Below are 21177 nucleotides of genomic sequence, written 5' to 3' on the forward strand. Positions count from 1 at the left end.
AAGGCGCCGCGCCCCGCGTTCACCGCGGGGCGCGGCGCCTTTTCCGTTTCCCGGCGGCGGGATGCCGGCGCGGAAATGAGAATACGAAAGTGCCGGTCCTTGCTGCCGCTCCTACTTCCCCTCCCGGGGTGCGCCAAAATCTATTCTTCAGGCATGAAGATTCTCTTGAGCGGAACCGCGTCGGATTCCCATACGTGGAATCTGGTGTACCTCGGGCTCTTCCTGGAGGAGCTGGGACACGAGGTCGTCGGGCTCGGCCCCTGCGCGGACGCCGAGCTGCTCGCCGCCGCCTGTCTGCGGCACGCCCCCGACGCGGTGGTGCTCAGCAGCGTCAACGGACACGGCTACCGCGACGGCCTCGCCGCCGTCCGCCGGCTGCGCGCGGAGCCCGCCCTCGCCGGGCTGCCCGTGGTGCTCGGGGGAAAGCTCGGCGTCGCCGGCCACCGCCAGGAGGCGGACGTCGCGCGCCTGACCGAGGCCGGCTGCGACGCCGTCCTCGGCGAGGACCTGGACGCCCTGCGGGCCTTTCTGGCGACCGGGGCGCGCCGGGAGGCCGTCACGTCGCTTCGGGAGGTGCCGGCTTGACCGCCGCCGATACCGCCCCCGCCCCCTCCTTCGGGGCGTTCGTCGCGGCCTCCGCCGCCGCCGGCCGGCTCGTCGTCCAGCCCCGCATGGGCTTCGGCGACCCGGGCCGGATGCGGGCCGGACTCGCACGGACGCGGGCCGCCACCGCCCACACCGTCGGCACCCTGACCGTCGACAGCTACACCCGCGTCGGCGACCTCGCCGCCGCCCGCGCCGCCGTCGCCGAGGACGTCCCCCTCAACGGCTACCCGATCGCCACCCACGCGCCGGACACCACCCGCGCCCTCCTCGAAGGGCTCCACGACGACGCCTTCCCCGTCCAGGTCCGCCACGGCTCCGCCCGGCCCGGCACCATCATCGAGGCCCTCACCGCCGCCGGCCTGACCGCCACCGAGGGCGGCCCCGTCTCGTACTGCCTGCCCTACGGCCGCACCCCCTTGCGGGAGTCCGTCGAGGCCTGGGCCCGCGCCTGCGAACTGCTCGCCGGCACGGCGCGCCCCGGCACCACCCCCCACCTGGAGAGCTTCGGCGGCTGCCTGCTCGGCCAGCTCTGCCCGCCCGGCCTCCTGGTCGCCACCAGCGTCCTGGAGTGCCTGTTCTTCGCCCAGTACGGGCTGCGCAGCGTCTCCCTGAGCTACGCCCAGCAGACCGACCCCGGCCAGGACGAGGAGGCCGTACGGGCCCTGCGCCGCCTCGCCGCCGAGTTCCTGCCCGCCGGCGTCGAGCACCACGTCGTCCTCTACACCTACATGGGCGTCTTCCCCCGCACCGAACGCGGCGCCACCCGCCTCCTGGAGGCGTCCGCCCGCCTCGCCGTGCGCTCCGGGGCGGGCCGGCTGATCGTCAAGACCGCCGCCGAGGCGCACCGCATCCCCACCGTCGAGGAGAACGTCCGAGCCCTGGAGACCGCCGCCGCGGCCGCCGCGCTCGCCGGACCCCCGGAACCCGCCCCCACGGCGGACGGGAACGGAGAGGTGTACGAGGAGGCCCGCACCCTGATCGAGACCGTCCTCGGCCTCCACCCCGACATCTCCCGCGCCCTCCCGGCCGCCTTCGCCCGGGGACTCCTCGACGTCCCGTTCTGCCTCCACCCCGACAACCCCGGCCGCTCCCGCGGCTTCATCGACCCCGCCGGGCGGCTCCGCTGGGCCCGCACCGGAGCCATGCCGATCACCGCCGACCCCGCGGCCGACGCCACCCCCCTCACAGCGGACGGCCTGCTCACCGCCCTCCACCACGTCGCGGGCCGCTACGACGACCCGTGGCGGCCCGACGACGAGGAGGACGGGGACGGCGACGGGGACGGCTGCGACCGCCCGCGGGCCGCCCCGCTCACCGTCTGAACGCCCACCGCCCGGCCCACCCGCACCCACCACGAACAGGAGCCCCGCCATGGACCAGCCCCTCCCCGCCGACGCGCCGGCCGCACCGCCCCTGCCGCCCCCGCTCGGCGAACACCTCCGCTCGCCGCGGCTGCGGACCGCCATGCTCGTCCAGCAGCAGGCCCTCCGGGCCGCCCGCGACTTCCTGTACGGCGAGGGCTTCACCGAGCTCCTGCCGCCGCTCGTCGGCCCCGTCACCGACCCCGGCGGCCGCGGCGCCAAGGCCCTGGACGTCGACTACTACGGCCACCCCTACAAGCTGATGACCAGCGCCATCCTCTACAAGCAGGCCTCCCTGCGCGGCTTCCCGAAGCTCTTCTACATCGCCCCCAACGTCCGCGTGGAGCCCGAGGAGACCGCCACCACCGGCCGCCACCTCGTCGAGTTCCACCAGATCGACGTCGAGATCGCCGGCGCGAGCCGCGAGGACGCCCAGGAGGTCGCCGCCGGCCTGCTCACCCACGTCGCCGAACACGTCTGGACGGCCGTCCCCGACCTGCTCACCGGACTCGGCCGGCAGGAGCGCGACTTCGCCGAGGTCCGCGCGGGCAAGTACGACGTCCGCACCCACGACGAGGCCGTGGCCCGCCTCCTCGCCGCCGGCCACCCGCAGAACCCCGACGGCGAGATCGACTGGACCGGCGAGCGGATCCTCTCCCTGGAGAGCGACCGCCCCTTCTTCGTCGACGACTACCCCAAGGGCTCCCGGGGCTTCTACGACCGCGAGGACCCCGAACGCCCCGGCGTCCTGCGCAACTTCGACCTGATCGCCCCGCACGGCTACGGCGAACTGGTCTCCGGCAGCGAGCGCGAGTCCGACTACGCCACCATCGTCACCCGCATGCGGGAGAGCGGCGAGAACCCCGCCAAGTACGCCTGGTACCTCAAGGAGGCCCGCGAGGGCATCCCGGCCAGCGCCGGCTTCGGCATGGGCCTCCAGCGCCTGGTCCGCTTCCTCACCGGGCTCGACGCCCTCTGGCAGGTCAGCGCCTACCCGAAGCTCCCCGGGGCGGTGACCCCGTGACCGGCCTCGACGCCCCCGGCTTCCCCGAGGAGTCCGTACGCGCCCGGGCCCGGGGCGGCACCGCCGAGGTCTTCCCCGACCCCGCCGCGTACGGCACGCGCCTCTTCGGCCCGAGCGGTGCCGGTCACGGCCCGGGAGACGCCCTCGACCGGGCGCGCATCGTCCCGCCGGTCTTCATGCCCGAGCGCCTGGAGAAGCTCATCGACCTCGCCCGTGAACCGGAGTTCACCGACGTCGACCTCACCACGCGCACCGGCGGCTTCACCGCCCGGCTGCCCCTCTACCTGTCCGCCTTCGGCTCCACCCGCGCCGGCAGCGGCGACCTCGCCGTCCACGCGAGCCGGCAGGCCGCCCGCCTCGGCATCCCCATGGTCATCGGTGAGAACATGATCCCCGTCCACGGCTACCGCCGGGCCGGCGACGCCACCCGGTCCGCCCTCCTCACCCGCATCGAGGCCTATCTCGACGCCGCGCCCGACGGCACCGGCGGCGTCGTCGTCCAGCAGTCCACCGAGGACGCCGACTCCGAGGTCTGGAACCTCCTCTACAGCGACCCCGCCATCCGCCCCCTCCTGGAGACCGGCCGCCTCGCCTTCGAGCTGAAGACCGGCCAGGGCGCCAAGCCCGGCCTCGGGGGCATGACCGTCGTCGACCGGGCCGAGGCCGAGCAGCTCGCCCGCCGCTTCACCGTGCGCCAGGTCTTCGACCCGGAGGGGGCACGCCAACTGCGCTGCGCCACCCCCGGCACCTTCACCGACGAGATCCTCCGCCAGCAGCTCCGCTTCATGCGCAACAACTTCCCCAAGGCCCGCACCTGGGTGAAGTTCCACCCCGGCCGCGACATCGCCGACGCCGCCCGGACCGCCTGGGCCGCCGGAGCGGACGCCGTCACCGTCGACGGGGCCGAGGGCGGCACCGGCTGGGCCCCGGGCGCCTTCCTCGACCAGGTCGGCCTGCCCCTCGCCGAATGCCTGCGCCGCATCGGGCGCCCCGCGGGCTGCCTCCTCGCCAGTGGGGGCATGTGGGAGGGCGGACGCGTCCTGCGCGCCCTCGCCCTCGGCGCCACCGCCGCCGGCCTCGGCCGGGCCGCCCTCGTCGCCGTCGACGAGGACCCCGAACACGGCCTGGAACGCCTCGTCGAGAGCATCGCCCTCGAACTGCGGCTGCTCGTCAGCGCGTTGGGCAAGTACGCCGTCACCGCCCTCGGCCCCGAGGACCTGTGGTGGCCCGACGGCCCCCACGCCGGCCACCCCGCCGTCCTCCCGGCCGGGGCGACGCCGTGACCGCCCGCCGGTCGCGGGGCGGCGGCCGTACCGTGCACGCCCGCTTCTCCGTACGGGAGCTCCCCGGCATCGCCGTGACCGCCCCCGACGAGGGCGCCGCCGCCGCGGCCCGGCGCAGCGCGCAGCGCGCCCTCACGGAGGCGGGCCGGGGCCACCTCGGCGGCCGCGTCGAACTCCGTACCCCCCGCACCGCCGTCCGGGGCCCGCGCCGCCGGCGCGCGGTGCGCCGGGCCGCCGACCGCGCGGTGGCCCTCGCCGTCGCGGCGGGCCTCCGCGGCGACACGGCGGGCGTCCACGTCCCGATCCGCCCGCCCGACTCGCCCCGCACGTCCCCGCGCTGACCCGCCCCGCCAGGCCAGACCCGCCCCGACCCTCGCCCCCCCGACCGACCTCGCGACCGCCTCCCGTACCCGGCGGCCCACGCGTACCGCCCCGCCCGGAGCCCACCCGTTCCGCCCCGTCCGCACATCCGCGTGCCCGCACGCGCCCCGTGCCCCTCCGACGACAGAAAGCCGACCCCATGGGAACGACGACCCCCGCCCCTCCCGCGCCGCCCGGTGCCAAGCCCTTCGTCGACTGGCCGCGCGTCAGCAGCCTCGTCGTCGGTCAGGCCGCCGTCCAGGCGGGCAGCTTCGCCCTCCTGATCGCCATGAGCTGGACCGCCGTCCAGCTCGGCGGCCGCGGCGCCGTCACGGCCGTCACCCTCGCCGCCACCCTCCCGCGCGCCCTGCTGCTCCTCTTCGGCGGCGCCCTCACCGACGTGCTCGGCCCCCGGGCCGTCCTGCTCCGCGCGACGAGCGTCCGCGTCGCCGTCCTCGCGGCCGGGGCGCTCGTCACCGCCACCACCGAGAGCCTGTGGCCGCTGATCGCCATCGCCCTCGTCGACGGCGCCCTGCTCGGCCTCACCGGACCGGCCTCCGGGGTCCTGCTGCCTAGGCTCGCCACCCAGGAGCAGCTCGGCCGTGCCAACTCCCTCTTCTCCATGGTGCTGCGCCTGGCCCCCATCGCCGGATCGCCGCTCGGGGCCTGGCTCGTCATCGCCGGCGGCCTGCCCGGCGCCGTCACCGCGGCCGCGATCGGCTGCGTCGTCTGGCTGGGCTGCGCCGCCCACGTCACCCACGGCATGGCCCGCCCCGAACGCGCCCCGCAGGGCCCCTCCCTCCTGTCCCGGTCCGGTGACGGCTTCCGCCTCCTCGCCGCCCATCCGCGCCTGCGGTGGATGTTCGTCGCCTGCTTCTGCATGGACCTGGCGTTCCTGTGGCCGGCCGAGGTCGCCCTGCCCCTGCGCGCCGTCGAACGGGGCTGGGGCATCGGCGCCGTGGCCCTGGTCCTGGCCGCCTTCAGCGCCGGCGCGCTCGCGTCCGCCGCCCTCGGCGCGGCCCTCGCCCACCGCATCCCGGCCCACGCCAAGCTGGTGGTGACCGGAACCGGTCTCGCGGCCGGCATGGCGGCCATGGCGCTCGTGCCCACCGCCCCCGTCCTCGCCGCCACGGCCGGCGCCGTCGGGCTCCTCTCCGGGCTCAACGGGCCCGCCCTCATCACCGCCTACCAGCAGGCCGTCCCCGAAGGGCGGATGGGCGCCGCCATGTCCACCTTCACGCTCTCCGGCATCGGCGCCGCGCCCCTCTCCCTGGCCGTCTTCACCCCCGTCTCGCTGCACCTCGGGGTGACCGGAACCTGGCTGCTCTGCGCGGGCCTCGCCCTCCTCTCCCCGATCGCCGCCGCCCTCGCCCTGCGCGGCAGCGGCAGCGACGACAGCGACGACAGCGACGACAGCGACGACAGCGACGACAGCGACGACAGCGACAGCGATGACAGCGACAGCGGGAAGGACACGGACCCGGCCGCTCCGCGCGCCGACGCCCGTGCCCGTACCGCACCGGAGTCCACCGTCACTTCCGTGTGAGGCAGACATGATCCAGCCGGTCCTTCCACCCCCCGTCCTCCCTCCACCCGCCCCGCCTCCGGCGGGCGGCCCGCTGGTCCCCGCCGCGCTGCCGCTCCTCACCGCCGCCCTGCCCGTGCTCCCCGGCCTCCGCCCGGCACGGCCCCAGCTCTGGCTGGTGGCCACCGAGGCGCACCGGGAGACCGTCGGCCGGTACGCGTCCCTCGTCCTGGACGGGACGGAGCTGACCCGCGCCGAGGAGTTCCGCCGGCCCGGCGACCGGGCCACCTACCTGTGCGCCCACGCGGGGCTGCGCCGTCTGCTCGGCGCCCAGCTCGGGATCGCGCCCCGGGCCGTGTCGGTGGCCCGGGCGCCGTGCCCCTGCTGCGGCGAGCCGCACGGCCGCCCCGTCCTGCCGGACGGGCGCCTGCACTTCTCGCTCTCCCACTGCGAGGGACTGAGTCTGATCGCCCTCGCGTCCACGCCGGTCGGGGTGGACATCGAGCGGGTGCCGCCCCCGCACACGGTCGCGGAGGCGGGCGAGGTGCTCCACCCGGCGGAGTCGGCGGAGCTCGCCGCCCTCGCCCCGGCCCGCCGGCCCGACGCGTTCGCCCGGGTGTGGACCAGGAAGGAGGCCTATCTGAAGGGGCTCGGCGTCGGCCTGGGCGCCGACCCGTCGGCCGACTACGTGGGCTCGGGACCGGTCCCCGCCGCGCCGGCCGGATGGCTCCTCGCCGACGTCCTCGTCCCGGACGGCCACCACGCCGCGGTGGCCCTGCGCCTGTGACGTCGCCGGGCCGCCGCGTCCTCGGCACGGTGGCCCGCGACGCGCGAACCGCACACCGCGTTCTCCGCCCCGGGAACCACGCGCCGCGCCGTGTCCTCCTCCTGAGGTCGGACACAACGGTGCCCGGACGGAGGATTCGTCCAACTCCCTTGTGAGCAAGGGTGCATGAGACCGAATCACCCGCCTCCCGCAAGGATCTGACCCACTGTGAGACACAGGCGAACAGCATCCCTCGTGGCCATGGGCGTCGCCGCGGCGCTCCTGCCCGCCCTCACTCCCGCCTCGGCCTCCGCCTCCGGGGCCGCCCCGGAGCCCCGGGCAGCCGCCGTCGATCCCCTCGGGCAGTACACGCGACAGAAACCGCGCTGGAAGCGCTGCGAGCCCGAGGGCCCGGCGCACTACGAGTGCGCCACGATCAAGGTGCCGCTCGACTACAGCCGCCCGGACGGCAGGAAGCTCGACGTCGAGATCTCCCGGACGAGGGCGACCGGCACCGAGGACCGGCGGGGTGTCCTGCTCCTCAACCCGGGCGGCCCCGGCAACACAGGGCTCGACATGCCGGTGTACCTGGGACCGCAGCTCCCGGACGCCGTGAAGCAGCGGTACGACCTGATCGGCTTCGACCCCAGGGGCGTCGGGCGGAGCTCCCCGGTGGGCTGCGGCCTGACCGACGCCGAGCTGAACTGGCAGCGCCCCTACAAGGCCGCGACGTTCGACAAGGACGTCCGGTGGGCGCGGACCGTGGCCGAGAAGTGCCGGGCGGCGAACGGAGCCGTGCTGCCGCACCTCAGCACCCGCAACACCGCGCGGGACATGGACGTGATCCGCGCCGTGCTCGGCGAGAAGAGGATCTCGTACCTCGGCTACTCCTACGGCACCTACCTGGGCGCCGTCTACACGCAGCTCTTCCCGCAGCGGACCGACCGGTTCGTCCTCGACAGCGCGGTCGACCCCGAGCGGATCTGGCGGGGCATGATCCAGGTGTGGGCGGAGGGCTCGGAGCCGGCGTTCACGCGGTGGACCGAGTGGACCGCCGCGAGGAACGCCACGTACAAGCTGGGCCGTACCCCGGCCGAGGTCCGCAAGACCTTCTGGGACCTGGTCGCCGGGGCGAACCGCACGCCCATACCCGTCGACGGCGTGCTCGTGTCCGGCGACGACATCCGCTCCTGGCGGGCCATGTTCTTCTACGTGACGGACGCCGCCGAGACGGTCGTCATGCTCAAGGAGGCCGCCGCCGGCAAGGCCCCGGCGCCGAGCGCGTCGCCGTCGCGGCGCGGCCTGCCGACCGCGCCCGTCCCGCCGTCCTCCGCCCGTAACGTCCCGGCCGACAACGGGGACGCGCTCTTCTGGTCCGTGGTGTGCGCCGACACCCGCGCCTGGCCGCGCGACCCGGAGCGGTACCGCCGCGACGCGATCCGCGACAGGGCGAAGTACCCGCTGTACGGCGACTTCGCGTCCCACATCAAGCCGTGCGCGTTCTGGGGGAAGGGCGCGGAGCCCGCGACGAGGATCGGCAACACCGTCCGCGCGCTCGTCCTGCAGAACGAGTGGGACCCCCAGACGCCGCTGGTCAGCGGACAGGGCATGCGCCGGGCCCTGAAGGGCTCCCGCATGGTCACGGTCCTCGACGGTCTGGGCCACGGCGTCTACGGCTCCGGGTCCTGCGCCGACGCGATCGGCACCGCCTACCTGGTGACGGGCCGGCTGCCGGCCGCGGACGTGTCCTGCCGGACCCCGGAGGGCCGGAGGACCGACGCTCCGCGGCTCGCGCCGTCGGCGCCCCGGGACCTCCCGGGCCTCCCCGGCCGCTCGGACCGCTTCTGACCCGTAATGACCGGCCCTGACCTGCCCTGACCGGTTCCGTACGGACGGCGCGGGCGGGGGAGCCCCCGCGCCGACGACGAGGCCCCCTTCCCGCCCGGGGACACCGGGCGGGAAGGGGGCCTCTCGGGGTCACGCCAGGTCGAGGAGGGTCGCCAGGACCGTCCGCAGCTCCGTCTCGGGGTCCTCCACCGGCCCCTCGGAGCGCCACGCCACGAACCCGTCGGGGCGGACGAGCACCGCCCCGCCCGCCGTGACGCCGTGCGACTCCGCCCAGTCCGCACCGGCCTCCTGGACCAGATCGGCGTCCGGCCCGTCACCGATCCGGTACGAGTCGAGCGGCACCGAGAGGCGTTCCGCGACCCGGGCCGCCGCGGCGTGCCACGCGCCCGTGCCGCCCGCCGAACTCAGCAGCACCGGGCACCGCTCGTACAGGTCGAGGGTGGAGATCCGCTCACCGGCCCGGTCCAGCCACAGGTGCGGCGACCGGCTCCCCGGCTCGCCCGCGAGGCGCAGCCCTTCGGGCATGACCGGCAGCGTCTCGTCGGCGCCCAGGACCGCGCCCCGCGGGTAGCGGTAGCCCAGGACCACGCCGAGGATGCCGCCCTTCCGGCCGGCCTGGCCGATGCCGGGGTCGGGCGCGTACCCCGGGTGGCTGTGCTCGACCGAGCGGGACGAGGCGCGGGCGCTGGTCGCCTCCGCGACCGGCCGGCGCTCCGCGTCGTAGGACGCGAGCAGACCGGGTCCCGCCCAGCCGTCCAGGACGGCGGACAGCTTCCAGGCGAGGTTGTGCGCGTCCTGGATGCCGGTGTTGGAGCCGAACGCCCCGGTGGGCGGCATCTCGTGGGCCGAGTCGCCGGCCAGGAACACCCGCCCGTCCCCGTACCGCTCGGCCGTCCGCTCGGCGGCGTGCCAGGGGGCCCGGCCGGTGATCTCCACGTCGAGGTCCGGCACGCCCACGGCCCGGCGGATGTGCTCCCGGCACCGCTCGTCGGTGAACTCCTCCAGGGTCTCGCCGCGCTCGGGGTGCCAGGGCGCGTGGAACACCCAGCGCTCCCGGTTGTCGACCGGCAGGAGGGCCCCGTCGGCCCCCGGGTCCGTCAGGTAGCAGACGATGAAGCGCCGGTCGCCGACGACGTCCGCGAGACCGCGGGAGACGAAGGTGACGCTCACGTTGTGGAACAGGTCGCCGGGCCCGTTCTGCCCGATGCCGAGCCGCTCGCGCACGGGGCTGCGCGGACCGTCCGCCGCGACGAGGTACTCCGCGCGGATCGTGGTGTGCTCGCCGGTGTCCCGGCTCTTGACCCGCGCGGTCACTCCTTCGGCGTCCTGCTCGAAGGACATCAGCTCCGTCGCGTACCGCAGGTCCCCGCCCAGCTCGGCGGCGCCCTCCCGGAGGACGGGCTCCAGCTCGTTCTGGCTGCACAGGCACCACTCGGCCGGGCTGAAACGGGCGAGGCCGCCGCCGGGGTCGATCTCCTTGAACAGCCAGTCGCCGGCGTCCCCGACCAGGCTCGGCGCCTGGAGGATGCCGTTGTTGTCCGCCAGGACCGACGCGGCGTCCCGGACGCGCCGGCGCACTCCGGCGCCCCGGAAGAGCTCCATCGTGCGCACGTTGTTGCCGCGCCCGCGCGGATGCACCGAGGTGCCGGCGTGGCGCTCGACGAGCACGTGCGGCACGCCGAGACGGCCGAGGAACAACGACGCGGACAGTCCGACCAGAGAGCCGCCGACGATGAGGACGGACGTGTCGACGACCTCGCCGGACCCTTCGAATCGGTTCATCGAGTGCCTCCAGCGTCACCTGTGACGCGAGTCGGGGGTGGGATGGAGATCCATGCCCTCCGGAAACCGCTTCGCGCGTCCGGAGCACCCGAATGACGCGCAGTTCACTCATCCGCCCCGTGGGACTCGCGCGACTCGTGGAGGCACGCCGACGATCGGCACATGACGACCCCTGCCCCCTCGGCACGGCGGTCCCCTCCCGGCTTCCCCGAAGCAGATCCCCGGGAAGGCCTCGAAGAAGCCACCCAAGGAAACTCCCGAAGAAAGAAGAGGTGCGCCGGATGACCGTTTCGGCACGTGTCTCGCAATCGGCGTTCGACGGCTCCAGGCTGCGCGTGATCCTGCTGCTCGACCTGTACGAAGGGGCCCAGCAGCAGTTCCTCGAAGCGTACGAGCTGATGCGCAAGCAGGTCGCCGCCGTTCCCGGACACATCAGCGACCAGCTCTGCCAGTCCATCGAGAACCCCTCGCAGTGGCTCATCACCAGCGAGTGGGAGAGCGCCCCGCCCTTCCTCGCCTGGGTCAACAGCGAGGACCACGTCGAGGTCGTCAAGCCGATGCACAGCTGCGTCCGGGACACCCGGTCGATGCGCTACAGCGTCCTGCGGGAGACCGGCGGCTGCCCGCGTGCGCGGGACACGGAGCGGGCGGACCGCCTGGTCGCGGCCCGCGAGGGCGACGGCGTGGCCCGTCACGCCCTCACCTTCACCGTCAAGCCGGGCTCGGAGTCGAAGGTCGCGGAGATCCTCTCCGGCTACGACTCGCCCCGGGCCCAGGTGGACGAGAACACCCGGCTGCGCCGCACCTCCCTCTTCATGCACGGCAACCGCGTCGTGCGGGCCGTGGAGGTCGAGGGCGACCTCCTCGCGGCCCTGCGCCACGTCGCCCGCCAGCCCGAGGTCCGCGCGGTCGAGGAGGCCCTCAACCCGTACCTGGAGCAGGACCGGGACCTCACCGACCCCGAGTCGGCCCGCGTCTTCTTCACCCGGGCCGCGCTGCCGGCCGTGCACCACGTGGTCGCCGACCGCCCCGCCCCGGCCGGCCTGCGGCGCCACGCGCTGTACTACCCGGCCCGGGAGGGCCGCGGGACGGACCTGGCCCGGCTGCTCGCCCACCAGGACGCCACCGCCGCCGACGACCCGGGCAGCCCGGTGTACAGCAGCACCGTCTTCTACCGCGACGACATCGTGGTGCGCCTCGTCGACGTCACCGGCGACCTCGACCTCGACCCCGTCGCCTCCCTCGGCCTCAAGGGCCCCGGGAAGGCCGAGGAGCTCGAAGCCCTCCTGGACGGCGCCGCGATCGGCGTCGAGGGCTCCCTGACGACGGACCGCAACATCAACCGGCTCCTGTCGCACGCCGACATGCTGCCCGTCACCGACCGCACCTCGGCGGACTCCTGACCGACGGCCGCGACCCCGCCCGGACGTCACCGCCCCACCCGGAGGTACCCACCATGCCCCACCAGCAGCCCCTCATCGTGAGCCTGGACGAGACAGAGCCCAACCGCAGGCGCGGAGGTGATCTGCGGGCCATGCTCACGCCGGCCGCCGTGGGCTCCACCAGCGGCTTCATGGGCCTGGCCATCGTCCAGCCCGGCGAGCGCATCGGCGAGCACTACCACCCCTACTCCGAGGAGTTCGTGTACGTCGTCTCCGGCTCCCTCGAAGTGGACCTGGACGGCGAGACGTACGCGCTCCGGCCCGACCAGGGGCTCCTGGTCCCCATCGGCGTGCGGCACCGCTTCCGCAACGTCGGCGACCGGGAGGCCCGCATGGTCTTCCACCTGGGCCCGCTCGCGCCCCGGCCGAGCCTCGGCCACGTCGACACCGAGGTGACCGACGAGGCCGAGCTCGCCGCCGCCGGGCCGCAGCTGAACGTGGGCGGCCCCGGCCAGGTCCCGGAACGCACCGGGGCCATCGAGTGAACCGGCGAGTGGCCGTCACCGGGATCGGAGTGGTCGCCCCGGGCGGCACCGGAGCGGCGGCGTTCTGGGACCTCCTCGCCGAAGGCCGCACCGCGACCCGCGGCATCACCCTGTTCGACCCGGTCGGCCTGCGTTCGCGCATCGCCGCCGAGTGCGACTTCGACCCGCTGGCGCACGGCCTCGACGCCGAGCTGAGCCTGCACGCGGACCGGTACATCCAGTTCGCGGCGGTCGCCGCCGGGGAGGCCGTCCGCGACTCCGGGCTCGACACCGCCACGGAGGACCCGTGGCGGATCGGGGTCTCCCTGGGCAGCGCCGTCGGCGGCACCACCCGGCTCGAACACGACTACGTGCTGGTCAGCGCGGGCGGACAGCGGTGGGACGTGGACCACCGCGCCGCCGACCCGAAGCTGCACCTGGCGTTCTCGCCGAGCACGCTCGCCTCGTTCGTCGCCGAACGCTTCGGCGCCCGCGGCCCGGTGCAGACGGTCTCCACCGGCTGCACCTCCGGCCTCGACGCCGTCGGCTACGCCTTCCACACCATCCAGGAGGGCCGGGCGGACGTCTGCATCGCCGGGGCGTCGGACTCGCCGATCTCACCGATCACCATGGCCTGCTTCGACGCCATCAAGGCGACCTCGCCCGACAACGACGACCCCGAGCACGCCTCCAAGCCCTTCGACGACCGCCGCAACGGCTTCGTCATGGGCGAGGGCGCGGCGGTCCTCGTCCTGGAGGAGTACGAGCACGCCCGGGCCCGCGGCGCGCACATCTACTGCGAGATCGGCGGCTACGCCACCTACGGCAACGCGTACCACATGACCGGTCTCACCGGAGAGGGCCTGGAGATGTCCCGGGCCATCGACGGCACGCTCGACCAGGCCAGGATCGATCCCACGCTGATCGACTACGTCAACGCGCACGGCTCGGGCACCCGGCAGAACGACCGCCACGAGACCGCCGCCGTCAAGCGCTCCCTGGGCGCCCACGCCTACGAGACCCCCATGAGCTCCATCAAGTCCATGGTGGGACATTCGCTCGGGGCGATCGGCGCGATAGAGGTGGCCGCCTGCGTCCTCGCCCTCAAGCACCAGGTGGTGCCCCCGACGGCGAACTACGAGGTCCCCGACCCCGAGTGCGACCTGGACTACGTGCCGCGCACCGCCCGCCCCCGGAAGCTCAGGAACGTGCTCTCGGTCGGCAGCGGCTTCGGCGGCTTCCAGTCCGCCGTGCTCCTGACGGAGCCGGCAGGGAGGACACGATGAGCACGGAGCAGCCCAAGCGCGCCGTCGTCACCGGCATCGGGGTGATCGCCCCCAACGGACTGAGCGCCGACACGTACTGGAAGTCCGTCCAGGAGGGCATCGGCGTCCTGGACCGCATCACCCGCGAGGGGTGCGAACACCTGCCCCTCAAGGTCGCGGGCGAGGTGCGGTCCTTCGACGCCTCGACCCTCATCGAGGACCGCTTCCTCGTCCAGACCGACCGGTTCAGCCACTACGCCATGGCGGCGGCCTCGCTCGCCCTCGACGACGCCGGCCTCGGCCGGGACGCTCCCGAGGACCCCTTCTCCATCGGGGTGATCACGGCCGCCGGCTCCGGCGGCGGCGAGTTCGGCCAGCGGGAGCTGCAGAAGCTGTGGGGCCAGGGCTCCAAGTTCGTCGGCCCCTACCAGTCCATCGCCTGGTTCTACGCCGCCAGCACCGGCCAGATCTCCATCCGGAGCGGCTTCAAGGGGCCGTGCGGCGTGGTCGCCAGCGACGAGGCGGGCGGCCTGGACGCCCTCGCCCACGCGGCCAGGGCCGTACGGCGCGGGACCGGCGCGATGGTCGTCGGCGCCGCCGAGGCCCCCCTCGCCCCGTACTCGATGGTGTGCCAGCTCGGCTACCCCGAGCTCAGCACCGTCGAGGAGCCCGACCGGGCCTACCGCCCCTTCACCGCCGGAGCCTCCGGCTTCGTGCCGGCGGAGGGCGGCGCCGTGCTCGTCGTGGAGGACGAGGACCGCGCCCGGGACCGGGGGACGGCCGTCCGGGCCGTCGTCGCCGGCCACGGCGCCACCTTCACCGGCGCCTCCCGCTGGGCCGAGTCCCGGGAGGGACTCGCCCGCGCGATCCGGGTCGCCCTCGACGAGGCCGACTGCGCCCCGGAGGAGATCGACGTCGTGTTCGCCGACGCCCTGGGCGTGCCCGAGGCGGACCGTGCCGAGGCGCTGGCGATCGCCGACGCCCTCGGCGCGCACGCCGCCCGGGTGCCCGTCACGGCGCCCAAGACCGGGATCGGCCGCGCCTACTGCGGGGCCCCCGTCCTGGACGTCGCGGCCGCGGTGCTCGCGATGGAACACGGCCTGGTGCCCCCCACCCCGAACGTGTTCGACGTCTGCCACGACATCGACCTGGTGGTGTCCCGCGCCCGCCCCGCCGACCTGCGGACGGCCCTCGTCCTCAGCAGGGGCCTCATGGGGTCCAACGCCGCGCTGGTAGTGCGCCGCGGCGACGAGACCGCCCGGTAGGACCGGGCGGAAGAAGGAGAACGCACATGAGCATCAACGAACTGACCTTCGAAGAGCTGGCCGCGCTGGTCAAGCAGTCGGCGGGCGTCACCGTCGCCCCCGAGGACCTCCGCAACGCCGCGGATGTCCCCTTCAGCGCCCTCGGCGTCGACTCGCTCGGCCTGCTCGGCATCGTCGGCGAGCTGGAGAACCGCCACGGCGTGGCGCTGCCGCCCGACGCCGAGCGCAGCAAGACCCCGGCCGACTTCCTCGGCCTTGTCAACAGCACCCTCACCACCGGAGTCTGACGTGTCAGGACACACCGACAACAGCATCACCGTCGACGCCCCCCTCGACCTGGTCTGGAACATCACCAACGACCTCGAGAACTGGCCCGACCTCTTCAGCGAGTACGCCTCCGTCGAGGTGCTCTCCCGCGAGGGCGACACGACGACCTTCCGCCTGACCATGCACCCGGACGAGTCCGGGAAGGTCTGGAGCTGGGTCTCGGAGCGCACCCCCGACCGCGCGCGGCGCACCGTCACCGCCCGCCGCGTAGAGACCGGCCCCTTCGCCCACATGGACATCCGGTGGGAGTACGAGGAGACCCCGGCCGGCGTGCACATGCGCTGGGTGCAGGACTTCGCGATGAAGCCGGACGCCCCGGTCGACGACGACTGGATGACCGACAACATCAACCGCAACTCCCGCACCCAGATGGCCCTCATCCGGGACCGCATCGAGCAGGCCGCCCGCGAGCGCCGGCCCGCCCCGGTCCTCTCCGACTGAGCCGTCCCAGGAAGGACGCCCGATGCACCACGCCCTGATCGTCGCCCGCATGGCGCCCGGTTCGGCGCCGGCGATCGCCGACGTGTTCGCCGCCTCGGACAGCGGTGAACTGCCCCACCTGGTGGGCGTCTCCCGCCGCAGCCTCTTCCAGTTCGGCGACGACGTCTACCTGCACCTCATCGAGTCCGAGCGGGACCCGGCGCCCGCCATCGCGAAGCTGACCGGGCACCCCGAGTTCCGGGACGTCAGCGACCGCCTGGCGACGTACGTCAGCGCGTACCACCCGGAGACCTGGCGCAGCCCCAGGGACGCCATGGCGCAGTGCTTCTACCGCTGGGAGCGGGACCCCGCCTCCTGACCGGTCCCGAGGCACGGGAAACCCGAAGGCCGCCGGCCCCGCGAGAAGCGGAGCCGGCGGCCTCGGACTTTCCCCCGCTACGAGGGGGGCGCCCCGGTCAGGCGGGGACGGTGCACTCGAAGGCGTGGAGGTAGGCGTTCACCGGGCGGACCTCGCCGACGGCAAGGCCCGCGTCCGTCAGCCGCTCCAGCATGCTCTCCCGCGTGTGCTTGGCGCCGCCGACGTTGAGGAGCAGCAGCAGGTCCATCGCCGTCGTGAACCGCATCGAGGGCGTGTCGTCCACCAGGTTCTCGATCACGACGACGCGGGCGCCCGGCCGGGCCGCCCGCCGGACGTTGGCCAGCGCCCTGCGGGTGCTGTCGTCGTCCCACTCCAGGATGTTCTTGAGGACGTACACGTCGGCCTCGACCGGGATGTCCTCGCGGCAGTCCCCGGCCACGACCCGGGCCCGGGAGGCGAGCGCGCCGCCCGCCCGCAGGCGCGGGTCGGCGTTCCCCACCACGCCCGGCAGGTCGAGCAGCGTGCCCTCCAGGGCGGGGTGCCGCTCCAGGAGGCTCGCCAGGACGTGCCCCTGGCCGCCGCCGATGTCCGCGACCGACGCCGCGCCCGCCAGGTCGATCAGGTCGGCCACGTCCTGCGCGGACTGCCGGCTCGACGTGGTCATGGCCCGGTTGAACACGTACGCGGACTCGGGCGCGTCCTCGTTGAGGTACGGGAAGAACTCCCTGCCGAACACGTCCTCGAAGACGCTGCCGCCGGTGCGCACCGCCTCGTCGAGCCTCGGCCAGACGTCCCACGTCCACGGCTCGGTGCACCACAGCGCGATGTACCGCAGGCTGTGCGGGTCGTCCTCGCGCAGCAGCCGGGACATCTCCGTGTGCGCGAAGGAGCCGTCGGGCTGCTCCGCGAAGATCCCCTGGCAGGCCAGGGCGCGCAGCAGCCTGCGCAGCGTCCGCGGCTGGACCTGCACCGCCTCCGCCAGGTCCTCCACGCTCGCGGGCGTGTCCTGGAGGGCGTCCGCCACGCCGAGGCGGGCGGCGGCCCGCACGGCGGCGGCGCACGCCGCTCCGAAAACGAGCTCCCGCAGCCGCATGGGCGGCGGGGGAGCGGGGTCGACGGTCCTCACCGGGTCAACGGTCGTCATCTGTCGCCTTGCCTTCTCTGTCGTGCCGTGGGGGAGTGGGGGGAGGAGCGGGGTCAGCACATGCCCGCGGGCTCGGAGACCTCGCAGGTGTTGCCGCGGAAGGTGTTGCCCTTGCCGGTGTCGCGGTTGGCGAGGTCGGCCGTGCCGTTGCGAAGCACGACGTTGTCGCGGATCTCGTTGCGCTCGTTGAGGGCGCCGACGAAGCTCTTGAAGAGCACGATGCCGCCCGACAGCGGCGAGGCGCCCTTGTTGTCCTCGATCCTGTTGTCGGCCACCAGCGTTTCCTCGGCGCCGGTGAGGACGATCCCCGAGCCCTGGAGGAAGGGCAGGCGGGGGGTCTTGGGGCAGTACTTGTTGTTGGCGTGGATGTGGTTGCGGCGCAGGCGCATCGCCCCGGCGCGCGGGGTGGACTCGTCGCCGACGACGAAGACAGCGGCGCAGTTGCCGGTCGCCTCGTTGCGGTCGACGGTGACGTTCCGCAGCCGCCGCACGGTGAGGCCGATGCGGTTGCCGGACAGGCGGTTGTGGCTGATCAGCGTGCCCCTGGCGTCGACGGCCCCCTCCTCCGTGTCGGTGGTGTTGGACACGAAGAGGCCGGCGTCGCCGTTGTCCCGGGCGGTGTTGCCGATGAGCACGGAGCGGACGGAGCGCTCCTGGGCGATGCCCCAGTTGCCGTTCTTCTCGGCGGTCACGCCCCGGACCGTCAGCCGGTCGGTGCGGGAGGCCCACAGGCCGTTCCGGGTGAAGTTCCTGAGCGTCAGGGAGCGCACGGTCACGTTCTCGACGGGGCGCTGGGCGGTGCCGGTCACGCAGATGCCGTGGCCGGCCCCGGCGCACGCCCCGGTGGCGGCCTTGCCGGGCACGAGGACGGTCGGGAAGACCGTCGAGCCCCGCAGGGTCAGGTCCGGCGTGGTGATGGTGACGCTCTCGCGGTAGGTGCCGGGGGCGAGCACGATGCTGTCCCCCGGCCGCGCGGCGTCCACGGCCTTCTGGATCGATTCGCCGGGCTTCACCCGGTGCACGGTCCGGGAGGCGGCGGAGGCCTCGGGGGCGGTGGGCGGGACGGCGCCCAGACCCGTCGTCACGGCGGCCACGGCGCATGCCACGAGGGCGATCTGTCGTCTTGTCATACGGCGAAGCTATGAGCGGGCCCACCGCCCCGCCACCGCTGATCACCCGGCCGGGCCGCCCGTCCCCCGAACGCCGCCCCGCCCGGGCGGAGGCCACGTGATGCGCCGTCAGCACCCGCGGCCCGTCCCACCCGTCGGGCGGGACCCCCGGCGCCCGCCCCGGGACCCGTCCTGCGGATCATGGCCGGACGGGCCCTAACCCGTTCGCCCCTCGGACACGGGCGTTTCCGGTACACCGGTCCCACCGCCGTGACCTGCGACGACGGCGGCGCGGACGGCGGCCGGGCGGCCGACCGGGCGACATCCCCGGGCGCCGCTCGCGTTGCGACGACCGGCGGCGGGCCTTTCCCTCGTGCTCGGAGCACAGCACAGGAGCCGCGCGGAAGAGCCGGGCGGGAACCGCTCCGTCCGAGGAGAAAACCATGCGTCTCGCCCGTACCGGTGCCACGGCCTTCCTGATCGTCGGCGCCCTGGTCCTGCCCGCCCCCATCGCCCTGGCCGTCGAGGGCGAAGCCGCCGCTTCGGGGGACGTCCGCGTCACCCCGGGGACGGCTTCCCCCGGCGACACCGTCACCGTCAGCACGACCGCCTGCGGCAAGGAGACCTACGGCAAGGGCGAATCCGCGGCGGGCGGCAAGTTCCACCTCCTGCCGGGCGACCGGAAGGGCGTCCTGACGGGTGAGTTCCGGCTGCCGAAGGACGCCTCCTCCGGTACGGACACCGTGACGCTCAAGTGCCCGCCCCGGAAGAAGATGACCGCCACGTACCGGGTCTCCGGCCGCCCGAACGGCGCCGTCGACGCCGGCTTCGGCGGGGCCGCGGGCGAGGGGAACGAGTCCGGCCTCGGCTGGCTCCTGGCGGGCGCGGCCGTCGCGGCCGGAGCGTTCGGTATGCGCCGGCGCGCCGCGGGCGCGGGGAACCGGGCCTGACGCGGTCCGGCGGCCCGCGCCCGCGGCGCGTCCCGCTGCCGGTCTGGGCCGCGCTCGCCGGGGCGCTGCTGCTCGTCGACGCGACGGCCGGCCACGACGCCCCGCCGCCCGCCGCCCGGGTCCTGCCCCGGGAGGCGCGGGCCGCCGGGGCGGACGCCCCGGACCGCCCCGGTTCCACCGCCGAGCCGCTCCCCGCGTCCGATCCGGTACGGGTCCGGATCCCGCTCATCGGGGTCGACGCCCGGCTGATGCGCCTCGAACTGGACGAGACGGGAAAGCTGGAGCCGCCCCCGCCGAACCTCCCGGCCCTCGCCGGCTGGTACGCGCGGGGGACCCCGCCCGGCTCGGCGGGGACGGCCGTCCTGACGGGCCATCTGGACACCCCCGCCGGTCCCGCCGTCTTCTACCGGCTCGGCGCCCTGACGCGGGGCGCCGGGATCGAGGTCGAGCGCGCGGACGGCAGTACGGCCCTCTTCACGGTCGACGCGGTGGAGGAGTACGCCAAGGACCGCTTCCCCGACGAAGAGGTCTACGGCGGCTCCGGCGGTCCGGAGCTGCGGCTGATCACCTGCGGCGGCGACTGGTCGGGCGACACCGGCTACCGGGCCAACACGGTCGTCTACGCCACGCTGACCGGAGTGACCTGAACCCGCGCCGGCGCGCTTGCCGGGCGGAAAGCCCTCAGGAGGCCTCCACCGGCACCAGGAACAGCTCGTCCGCGAAGCACCAGGCCCAGTCCTCGTCCGGGGCGAGGGACACCGCCACCGGGTGCCCGGTCGCGAGGTGGTGGGCGTGGGCGTGCGCCCCGGGGGAGCTGTCGCAGCACCCCACGTGCCCGCAGGTCGCGCACCACCGCAGCCGCCGCCAGGTCCGGCCCCGCGCCGCGCACGCCGCGCACACGGCGCCCGGGACCTGACCCGGTCCCGCCGGGGCGGCCAGATGGGCGCAGCGGCGCGGCGCCGTGAGGCCCCCGTCGGGCGCCTCGCGCCAGGCCGGGGACGGGACGGCGGGCTCACCGCGACCGGCTCCGGTGGAGAACTCCCCGGTCACCGCCCCGCACCTCCCGCCGCTCCCGTCCGGCCCGCGTGCGCGGGCCCGCCGCTCCCGAGGCGTTCCAGGAGCGGGGCCACGAGGTACGACTCCACCGCGTCGGCCGCGGCGGCGCCCCCGGGCAGGGGCGGCGGGGTGCCGACCACGGCGCGGTCGGCGAAGCCGTTGTCCAGATGGGGCATGCGCACGTCCAGGACGGCCACCCCGGTGCGCCGCGACTCGCGGGCCGCGACGCCGAGCCACGCGGCGAGCGCGGTCTTGGCCGCCGCGTAGTCGGCGGTGCCGGACATCGGGCGGTCGACGATCGCCCCCGTGACGACGGAGACGGCGCCGCCCGGCGGCAGCACGCGCAGGGCCCCCCGGACGATCGCCATGGGGGCCAGCGCGTTCACCGCCACGAGGTGCTCGGCGGCTGCCTCGGGCAGGTCCCGGGCGACTCCGAAGCCCGCCACGCCCAGGGCGACCACGACGGCGTCGAGCCCGCCCAGGACCTCGGCGGCCCAGGGGGCGAGCGCCTCGCAGGCGCCCAGGTCGTAGGCCTCGAAGGCGTGGTACGGGCGCCCGCCCAGGGCCTCCGACGCCCCGGCGAGCCGCTTCCGGTCGCGGCCGGCCAGCGCCGCCGACGCCCCCAGACTCGTCAGCCGTTCCGCGGCGAGTCCGCCGACGGTGCCGGTGGCCCCCACCACCAGGACGCGCTTCCCGTCGATGCGCATGCCGCCTCCTCGCCCTCCGACCGGTTCGTGGACCCCACCCGTACTTCGGTGCGGGCGGGGACTCCGGATGCGGGGGAGGGGCGATGCCCAGGGA

The 21177-nt window shown here is 74.9% G+C and carries 22 protein-coding genes; 17 read left to right on the forward strand and 5 right to left on the reverse strand.

From position 1 onward, the window contains the following. The first annotated feature begins 153 nt into the window (after nt 1-153). From AB0398_RS06645 to AB0398_RS06680, 8 genes are all read left to right on the forward strand, one after another. Nucleotides 154-585 (forward strand): cobalamin-dependent protein, encoded by a 432-nt coding sequence (locus tag AB0398_RS06645; protein WP_366372753.1) that lies wholly within the window; start codon nt 154-156, stop codon nt 583-585. Then, nucleotides 582-1928: a methylaspartate mutase gene (locus tag AB0398_RS06650; protein WP_366372754.1), complete on the forward strand. Its 1347-nt coding sequence runs from the start codon at nt 582-584 to the stop codon at nt 1926-1928. Before AB0398_RS06645 ends, AB0398_RS06650 begins: the two co-directional genes overlap by 4 nt. Before the next feature lie 49 nt (nt 1929-1977). Further along, nucleotides 1978-2991 (forward strand): asparagine synthetase A, encoded by a 1014-nt coding sequence (locus tag AB0398_RS06655; RefSeq protein WP_366372755.1) that lies wholly within the window; start codon nt 1978-1980, stop codon nt 2989-2991. Further along, the gene (locus tag AB0398_RS06660; RefSeq protein WP_366372756.1) at nt 2988-4274 is read left to right on the forward strand and encodes a glutamate synthase-related protein; all 1287 of its coding nucleotides are present in this window, start codon (nt 2988-2990) and stop codon (nt 4272-4274) included. Before AB0398_RS06655 ends, AB0398_RS06660 begins: the two co-directional genes overlap by 4 nt. Further along, entirely contained in the window at nt 4271-4615 is a 345-nt protein-coding gene (locus AB0398_RS06665; RefSeq protein WP_366372757.1) for a hypothetical protein, read from the forward strand. The genes AB0398_RS06660 and AB0398_RS06665 overlap by 4 nt, the downstream gene beginning before the upstream one ends. A gap of 179 nt (nt 4616-4794) precedes the next feature. Then, the gene (locus AB0398_RS06670; protein ID WP_366372758.1) at nt 4795-6180 is read left to right on the forward strand and encodes an MFS transporter; all 1386 of its coding nucleotides are present in this window, start codon (nt 4795-4797) and stop codon (nt 6178-6180) included. 7 nt (nt 6181-6187) lie between these two features. Beyond that, the gene (locus AB0398_RS06675) at nt 6188-6946 is read left to right on the forward strand and encodes a 4'-phosphopantetheinyl transferase superfamily protein (RefSeq protein WP_366372759.1); all 759 of its coding nucleotides are present in this window, start codon (nt 6188-6190) and stop codon (nt 6944-6946) included. A 207-nt stretch (nt 6947-7153) separates the two neighbouring features. Next, on the forward strand, nt 7154-8773 hold the full coding sequence (locus AB0398_RS06680) for an alpha/beta hydrolase (protein ID WP_366372760.1): 1620 nt from the start codon (nt 7154-7156) through the stop codon (nt 8771-8773). A 129-nt stretch (nt 8774-8902) separates the two neighbouring features. Here AB0398_RS06680 and AB0398_RS06685 read toward each other — a convergent pair whose 3' ends face one another. After that, nucleotides 8903-10555, reverse strand: a complete 1653-nt coding sequence (locus tag AB0398_RS06685) for an FAD-dependent monooxygenase (RefSeq protein WP_366372761.1) — start codon at nt 10553-10555, stop codon at nt 8903-8905. Nucleotides 10556-10836: 281 nt separating this feature from the next. Here AB0398_RS06685 and AB0398_RS06690 point away from each other — a divergent pair, with 281 nt between their 5' ends. Genes AB0398_RS06690 through AB0398_RS06720 form a run of 7 tightly spaced genes read left to right on the forward strand, consistent with a single transcriptional unit; the run spans nt 10837 to nt 16117 of the window. Beyond that, nucleotides 10837-11958, forward strand: coding sequence for a SchA/CurD-like domain-containing protein (locus AB0398_RS06690; protein WP_366372762.1), 1122 nt, complete (start codon nt 10837-10839; stop codon nt 11956-11958). Nucleotides 11959-12011: 53 nt separating this feature from the next. Beyond that, entirely contained in the window at nt 12012-12482 is a 471-nt protein-coding gene (locus AB0398_RS06695; RefSeq protein ID WP_366372763.1) for a cupin domain-containing protein, read from the forward strand. Further along, nucleotides 12479-13747, forward strand: a complete 1269-nt coding sequence (locus tag AB0398_RS06700) for a beta-ketoacyl-[acyl-carrier-protein] synthase family protein (RefSeq protein WP_366372764.1) — start codon at nt 12479-12481, stop codon at nt 13745-13747. Before AB0398_RS06695 ends, AB0398_RS06700 begins: the two co-directional genes overlap by 4 nt. Further along, nucleotides 13744-14991 carry a ketosynthase chain-length factor gene (locus AB0398_RS06705; RefSeq protein WP_366372765.1) on the forward strand — a complete coding sequence of 416 codons (1248 nt, stop codon included), beginning with the start codon at nt 13744-13746 and terminating at the stop codon, nt 14989-14991. The genes AB0398_RS06700 and AB0398_RS06705 overlap by 4 nt, the downstream gene beginning before the upstream one ends. 26 nt (nt 14992-15017) lie before the next feature. Further along, a complete protein-coding gene (locus AB0398_RS06710; RefSeq protein WP_366372766.1) occupies nt 15018-15278 on the forward strand; it encodes an acyl carrier protein in 261 nt (86 codons plus the stop codon). 1 nt (nt 15279) lies between these two features. Next, the gene (locus AB0398_RS06715) at nt 15280-15759 is read left to right on the forward strand and encodes an SRPBCC family protein (RefSeq protein ID WP_366372767.1); all 480 of its coding nucleotides are present in this window, start codon (nt 15280-15282) and stop codon (nt 15757-15759) included. A 22-nt stretch (nt 15760-15781) separates the two neighbouring features. Continuing rightward, nucleotides 15782-16117, forward strand: a complete 336-nt coding sequence (locus AB0398_RS06720; RefSeq protein ID WP_062757670.1) for a TcmI family type II polyketide cyclase — start codon at nt 15782-15784, stop codon at nt 16115-16117. Nucleotides 16118-16214: 97 nt separating this feature from the next. Here the strand turns inward: AB0398_RS06720 and AB0398_RS06725 are convergent, their stop codons facing one another. Together AB0398_RS06725 and AB0398_RS06730 are read right to left on the reverse strand one after the other, a co-directional pair. Beyond that, entirely contained in the window at nt 16215-17261 is a 1047-nt protein-coding gene (locus AB0398_RS06725) for a methyltransferase (RefSeq protein WP_366372768.1), read from the reverse strand. A gap of 53 nt (nt 17262-17314) precedes the next feature. Next, nucleotides 17315-18391: a right-handed parallel beta-helix repeat-containing protein gene (locus AB0398_RS06730; RefSeq protein ID WP_366372769.1), complete on the reverse strand. Its 1077-nt coding sequence runs from the start codon at nt 18389-18391 to the stop codon at nt 17315-17317. A 422-nt stretch (nt 18392-18813) separates the two neighbouring features. Between AB0398_RS06730 and AB0398_RS06735 the strand changes: the two genes are divergently transcribed. Together AB0398_RS06735 and AB0398_RS06740 are read left to right on the forward strand one after the other, a co-directional pair. Beyond that, the gene (locus AB0398_RS06735; protein WP_366372770.1) at nt 18814-19320 is read left to right on the forward strand and encodes a sortase; all 507 of its coding nucleotides are present in this window, start codon (nt 18814-18816) and stop codon (nt 19318-19320) included. Nucleotides 19321-19442: 122 nt separating this feature from the next. Next, the gene (locus tag AB0398_RS06740) at nt 19443-19967 is read left to right on the forward strand and encodes a class F sortase (RefSeq protein ID WP_366373014.1); all 525 of its coding nucleotides are present in this window, start codon (nt 19443-19445) and stop codon (nt 19965-19967) included. A gap of 34 nt (nt 19968-20001) precedes the next feature. Here AB0398_RS06740 and AB0398_RS06745 read toward each other — a convergent pair whose 3' ends face one another. Both AB0398_RS06745 and AB0398_RS06750 read right to left on the reverse strand, forming a co-directional pair. Then, entirely contained in the window at nt 20002-20370 is a 369-nt protein-coding gene (locus AB0398_RS06745) for a UBP-type zinc finger domain-containing protein (RefSeq protein ID WP_366372771.1), read from the reverse strand. Beyond that, nucleotides 20367-21083: an SDR family NAD(P)-dependent oxidoreductase gene (locus AB0398_RS06750; RefSeq protein ID WP_366372772.1), complete on the reverse strand. Its 717-nt coding sequence runs from the start codon at nt 21081-21083 to the stop codon at nt 20367-20369. The genes AB0398_RS06745 and AB0398_RS06750 overlap by 4 nt, the downstream gene beginning before the upstream one ends. Nucleotides 21084-21177 lie beyond the last annotated feature (94 nt).

The organism is Streptomyces sp. NPDC086147, assembly GCF_040702165.1.
Lineage (GTDB): Bacteria > Actinomycetota > Actinomycetes > Streptomycetales > Streptomycetaceae > Streptomyces.

Excerpts from the sequence above, each read along its gene's own strand:
- AB0398_RS06675 (WP_366372759.1), top strand. The coding sequence starts at position 6,188 with ATGATCCAGCCGGTCCTTCCACCCCCCGTCCTCCCTCCACCCGCCCCG.
- AB0398_RS06705 (WP_366372765.1), top strand. The coding sequence starts at position 13,744 with ATGAGCACGGAGCAGCCCAAGCGCGCCGTCGTCACCGGCATCGGGGTG.
- AB0398_RS06690 (WP_366372762.1), top strand. The coding sequence starts at position 10,837 with ATGACCGTTTCGGCACGTGTCTCGCAATCGGCGTTCGACGGCTCCAGG.
- AB0398_RS06750 (WP_366372772.1), bottom strand. The coding sequence starts at position 21,083 with ATGCGCATCGACGGGAAGCGCGTCCTGGTGGTGGGGGCCACCGGCACC.
- AB0398_RS06725 (WP_366372768.1), bottom strand. The coding sequence starts at position 17,261 with ATGACGACCGTTGACCCGGTGAGGACCGTCGACCCCGCTCCCCCGCCG.
- AB0398_RS06695 (WP_366372763.1), top strand. The coding sequence starts at position 12,012 with ATGCCCCACCAGCAGCCCCTCATCGTGAGCCTGGACGAGACAGAGCCC.
- AB0398_RS06685 (WP_366372761.1), bottom strand. The coding sequence starts at position 10,555 with ATGAACCGATTCGAAGGGTCCGGCGAGGTCGTCGACACGTCCGTCCTC.
- AB0398_RS06730 (WP_366372769.1), bottom strand. The coding sequence starts at position 18,391 with ATGACAAGACGACAGATCGCCCTCGTGGCATGCGCCGTGGCCGCCGTG.
- AB0398_RS06645 (WP_366372753.1), top strand. The coding sequence starts at position 154 with ATGAAGATTCTCTTGAGCGGAACCGCGTCGGATTCCCATACGTGGAAT.
- AB0398_RS06720 (WP_062757670.1), top strand. The coding sequence starts at position 15,782 with ATGCACCACGCCCTGATCGTCGCCCGCATGGCGCCCGGTTCGGCGCCG.
- AB0398_RS06735 (WP_366372770.1), top strand. The coding sequence starts at position 18,814 with ATGCGTCTCGCCCGTACCGGTGCCACGGCCTTCCTGATCGTCGGCGCC.
- AB0398_RS06710 (WP_366372766.1), top strand. The coding sequence starts at position 15,018 with ATGAGCATCAACGAACTGACCTTCGAAGAGCTGGCCGCGCTGGTCAAG.
- AB0398_RS06670 (WP_366372758.1), top strand. The coding sequence starts at position 4,795 with ATGGGAACGACGACCCCCGCCCCTCCCGCGCCGCCCGGTGCCAAGCCC.
- AB0398_RS06655 (WP_366372755.1), top strand. The coding sequence starts at position 1,978 with ATGGACCAGCCCCTCCCCGCCGACGCGCCGGCCGCACCGCCCCTGCCG.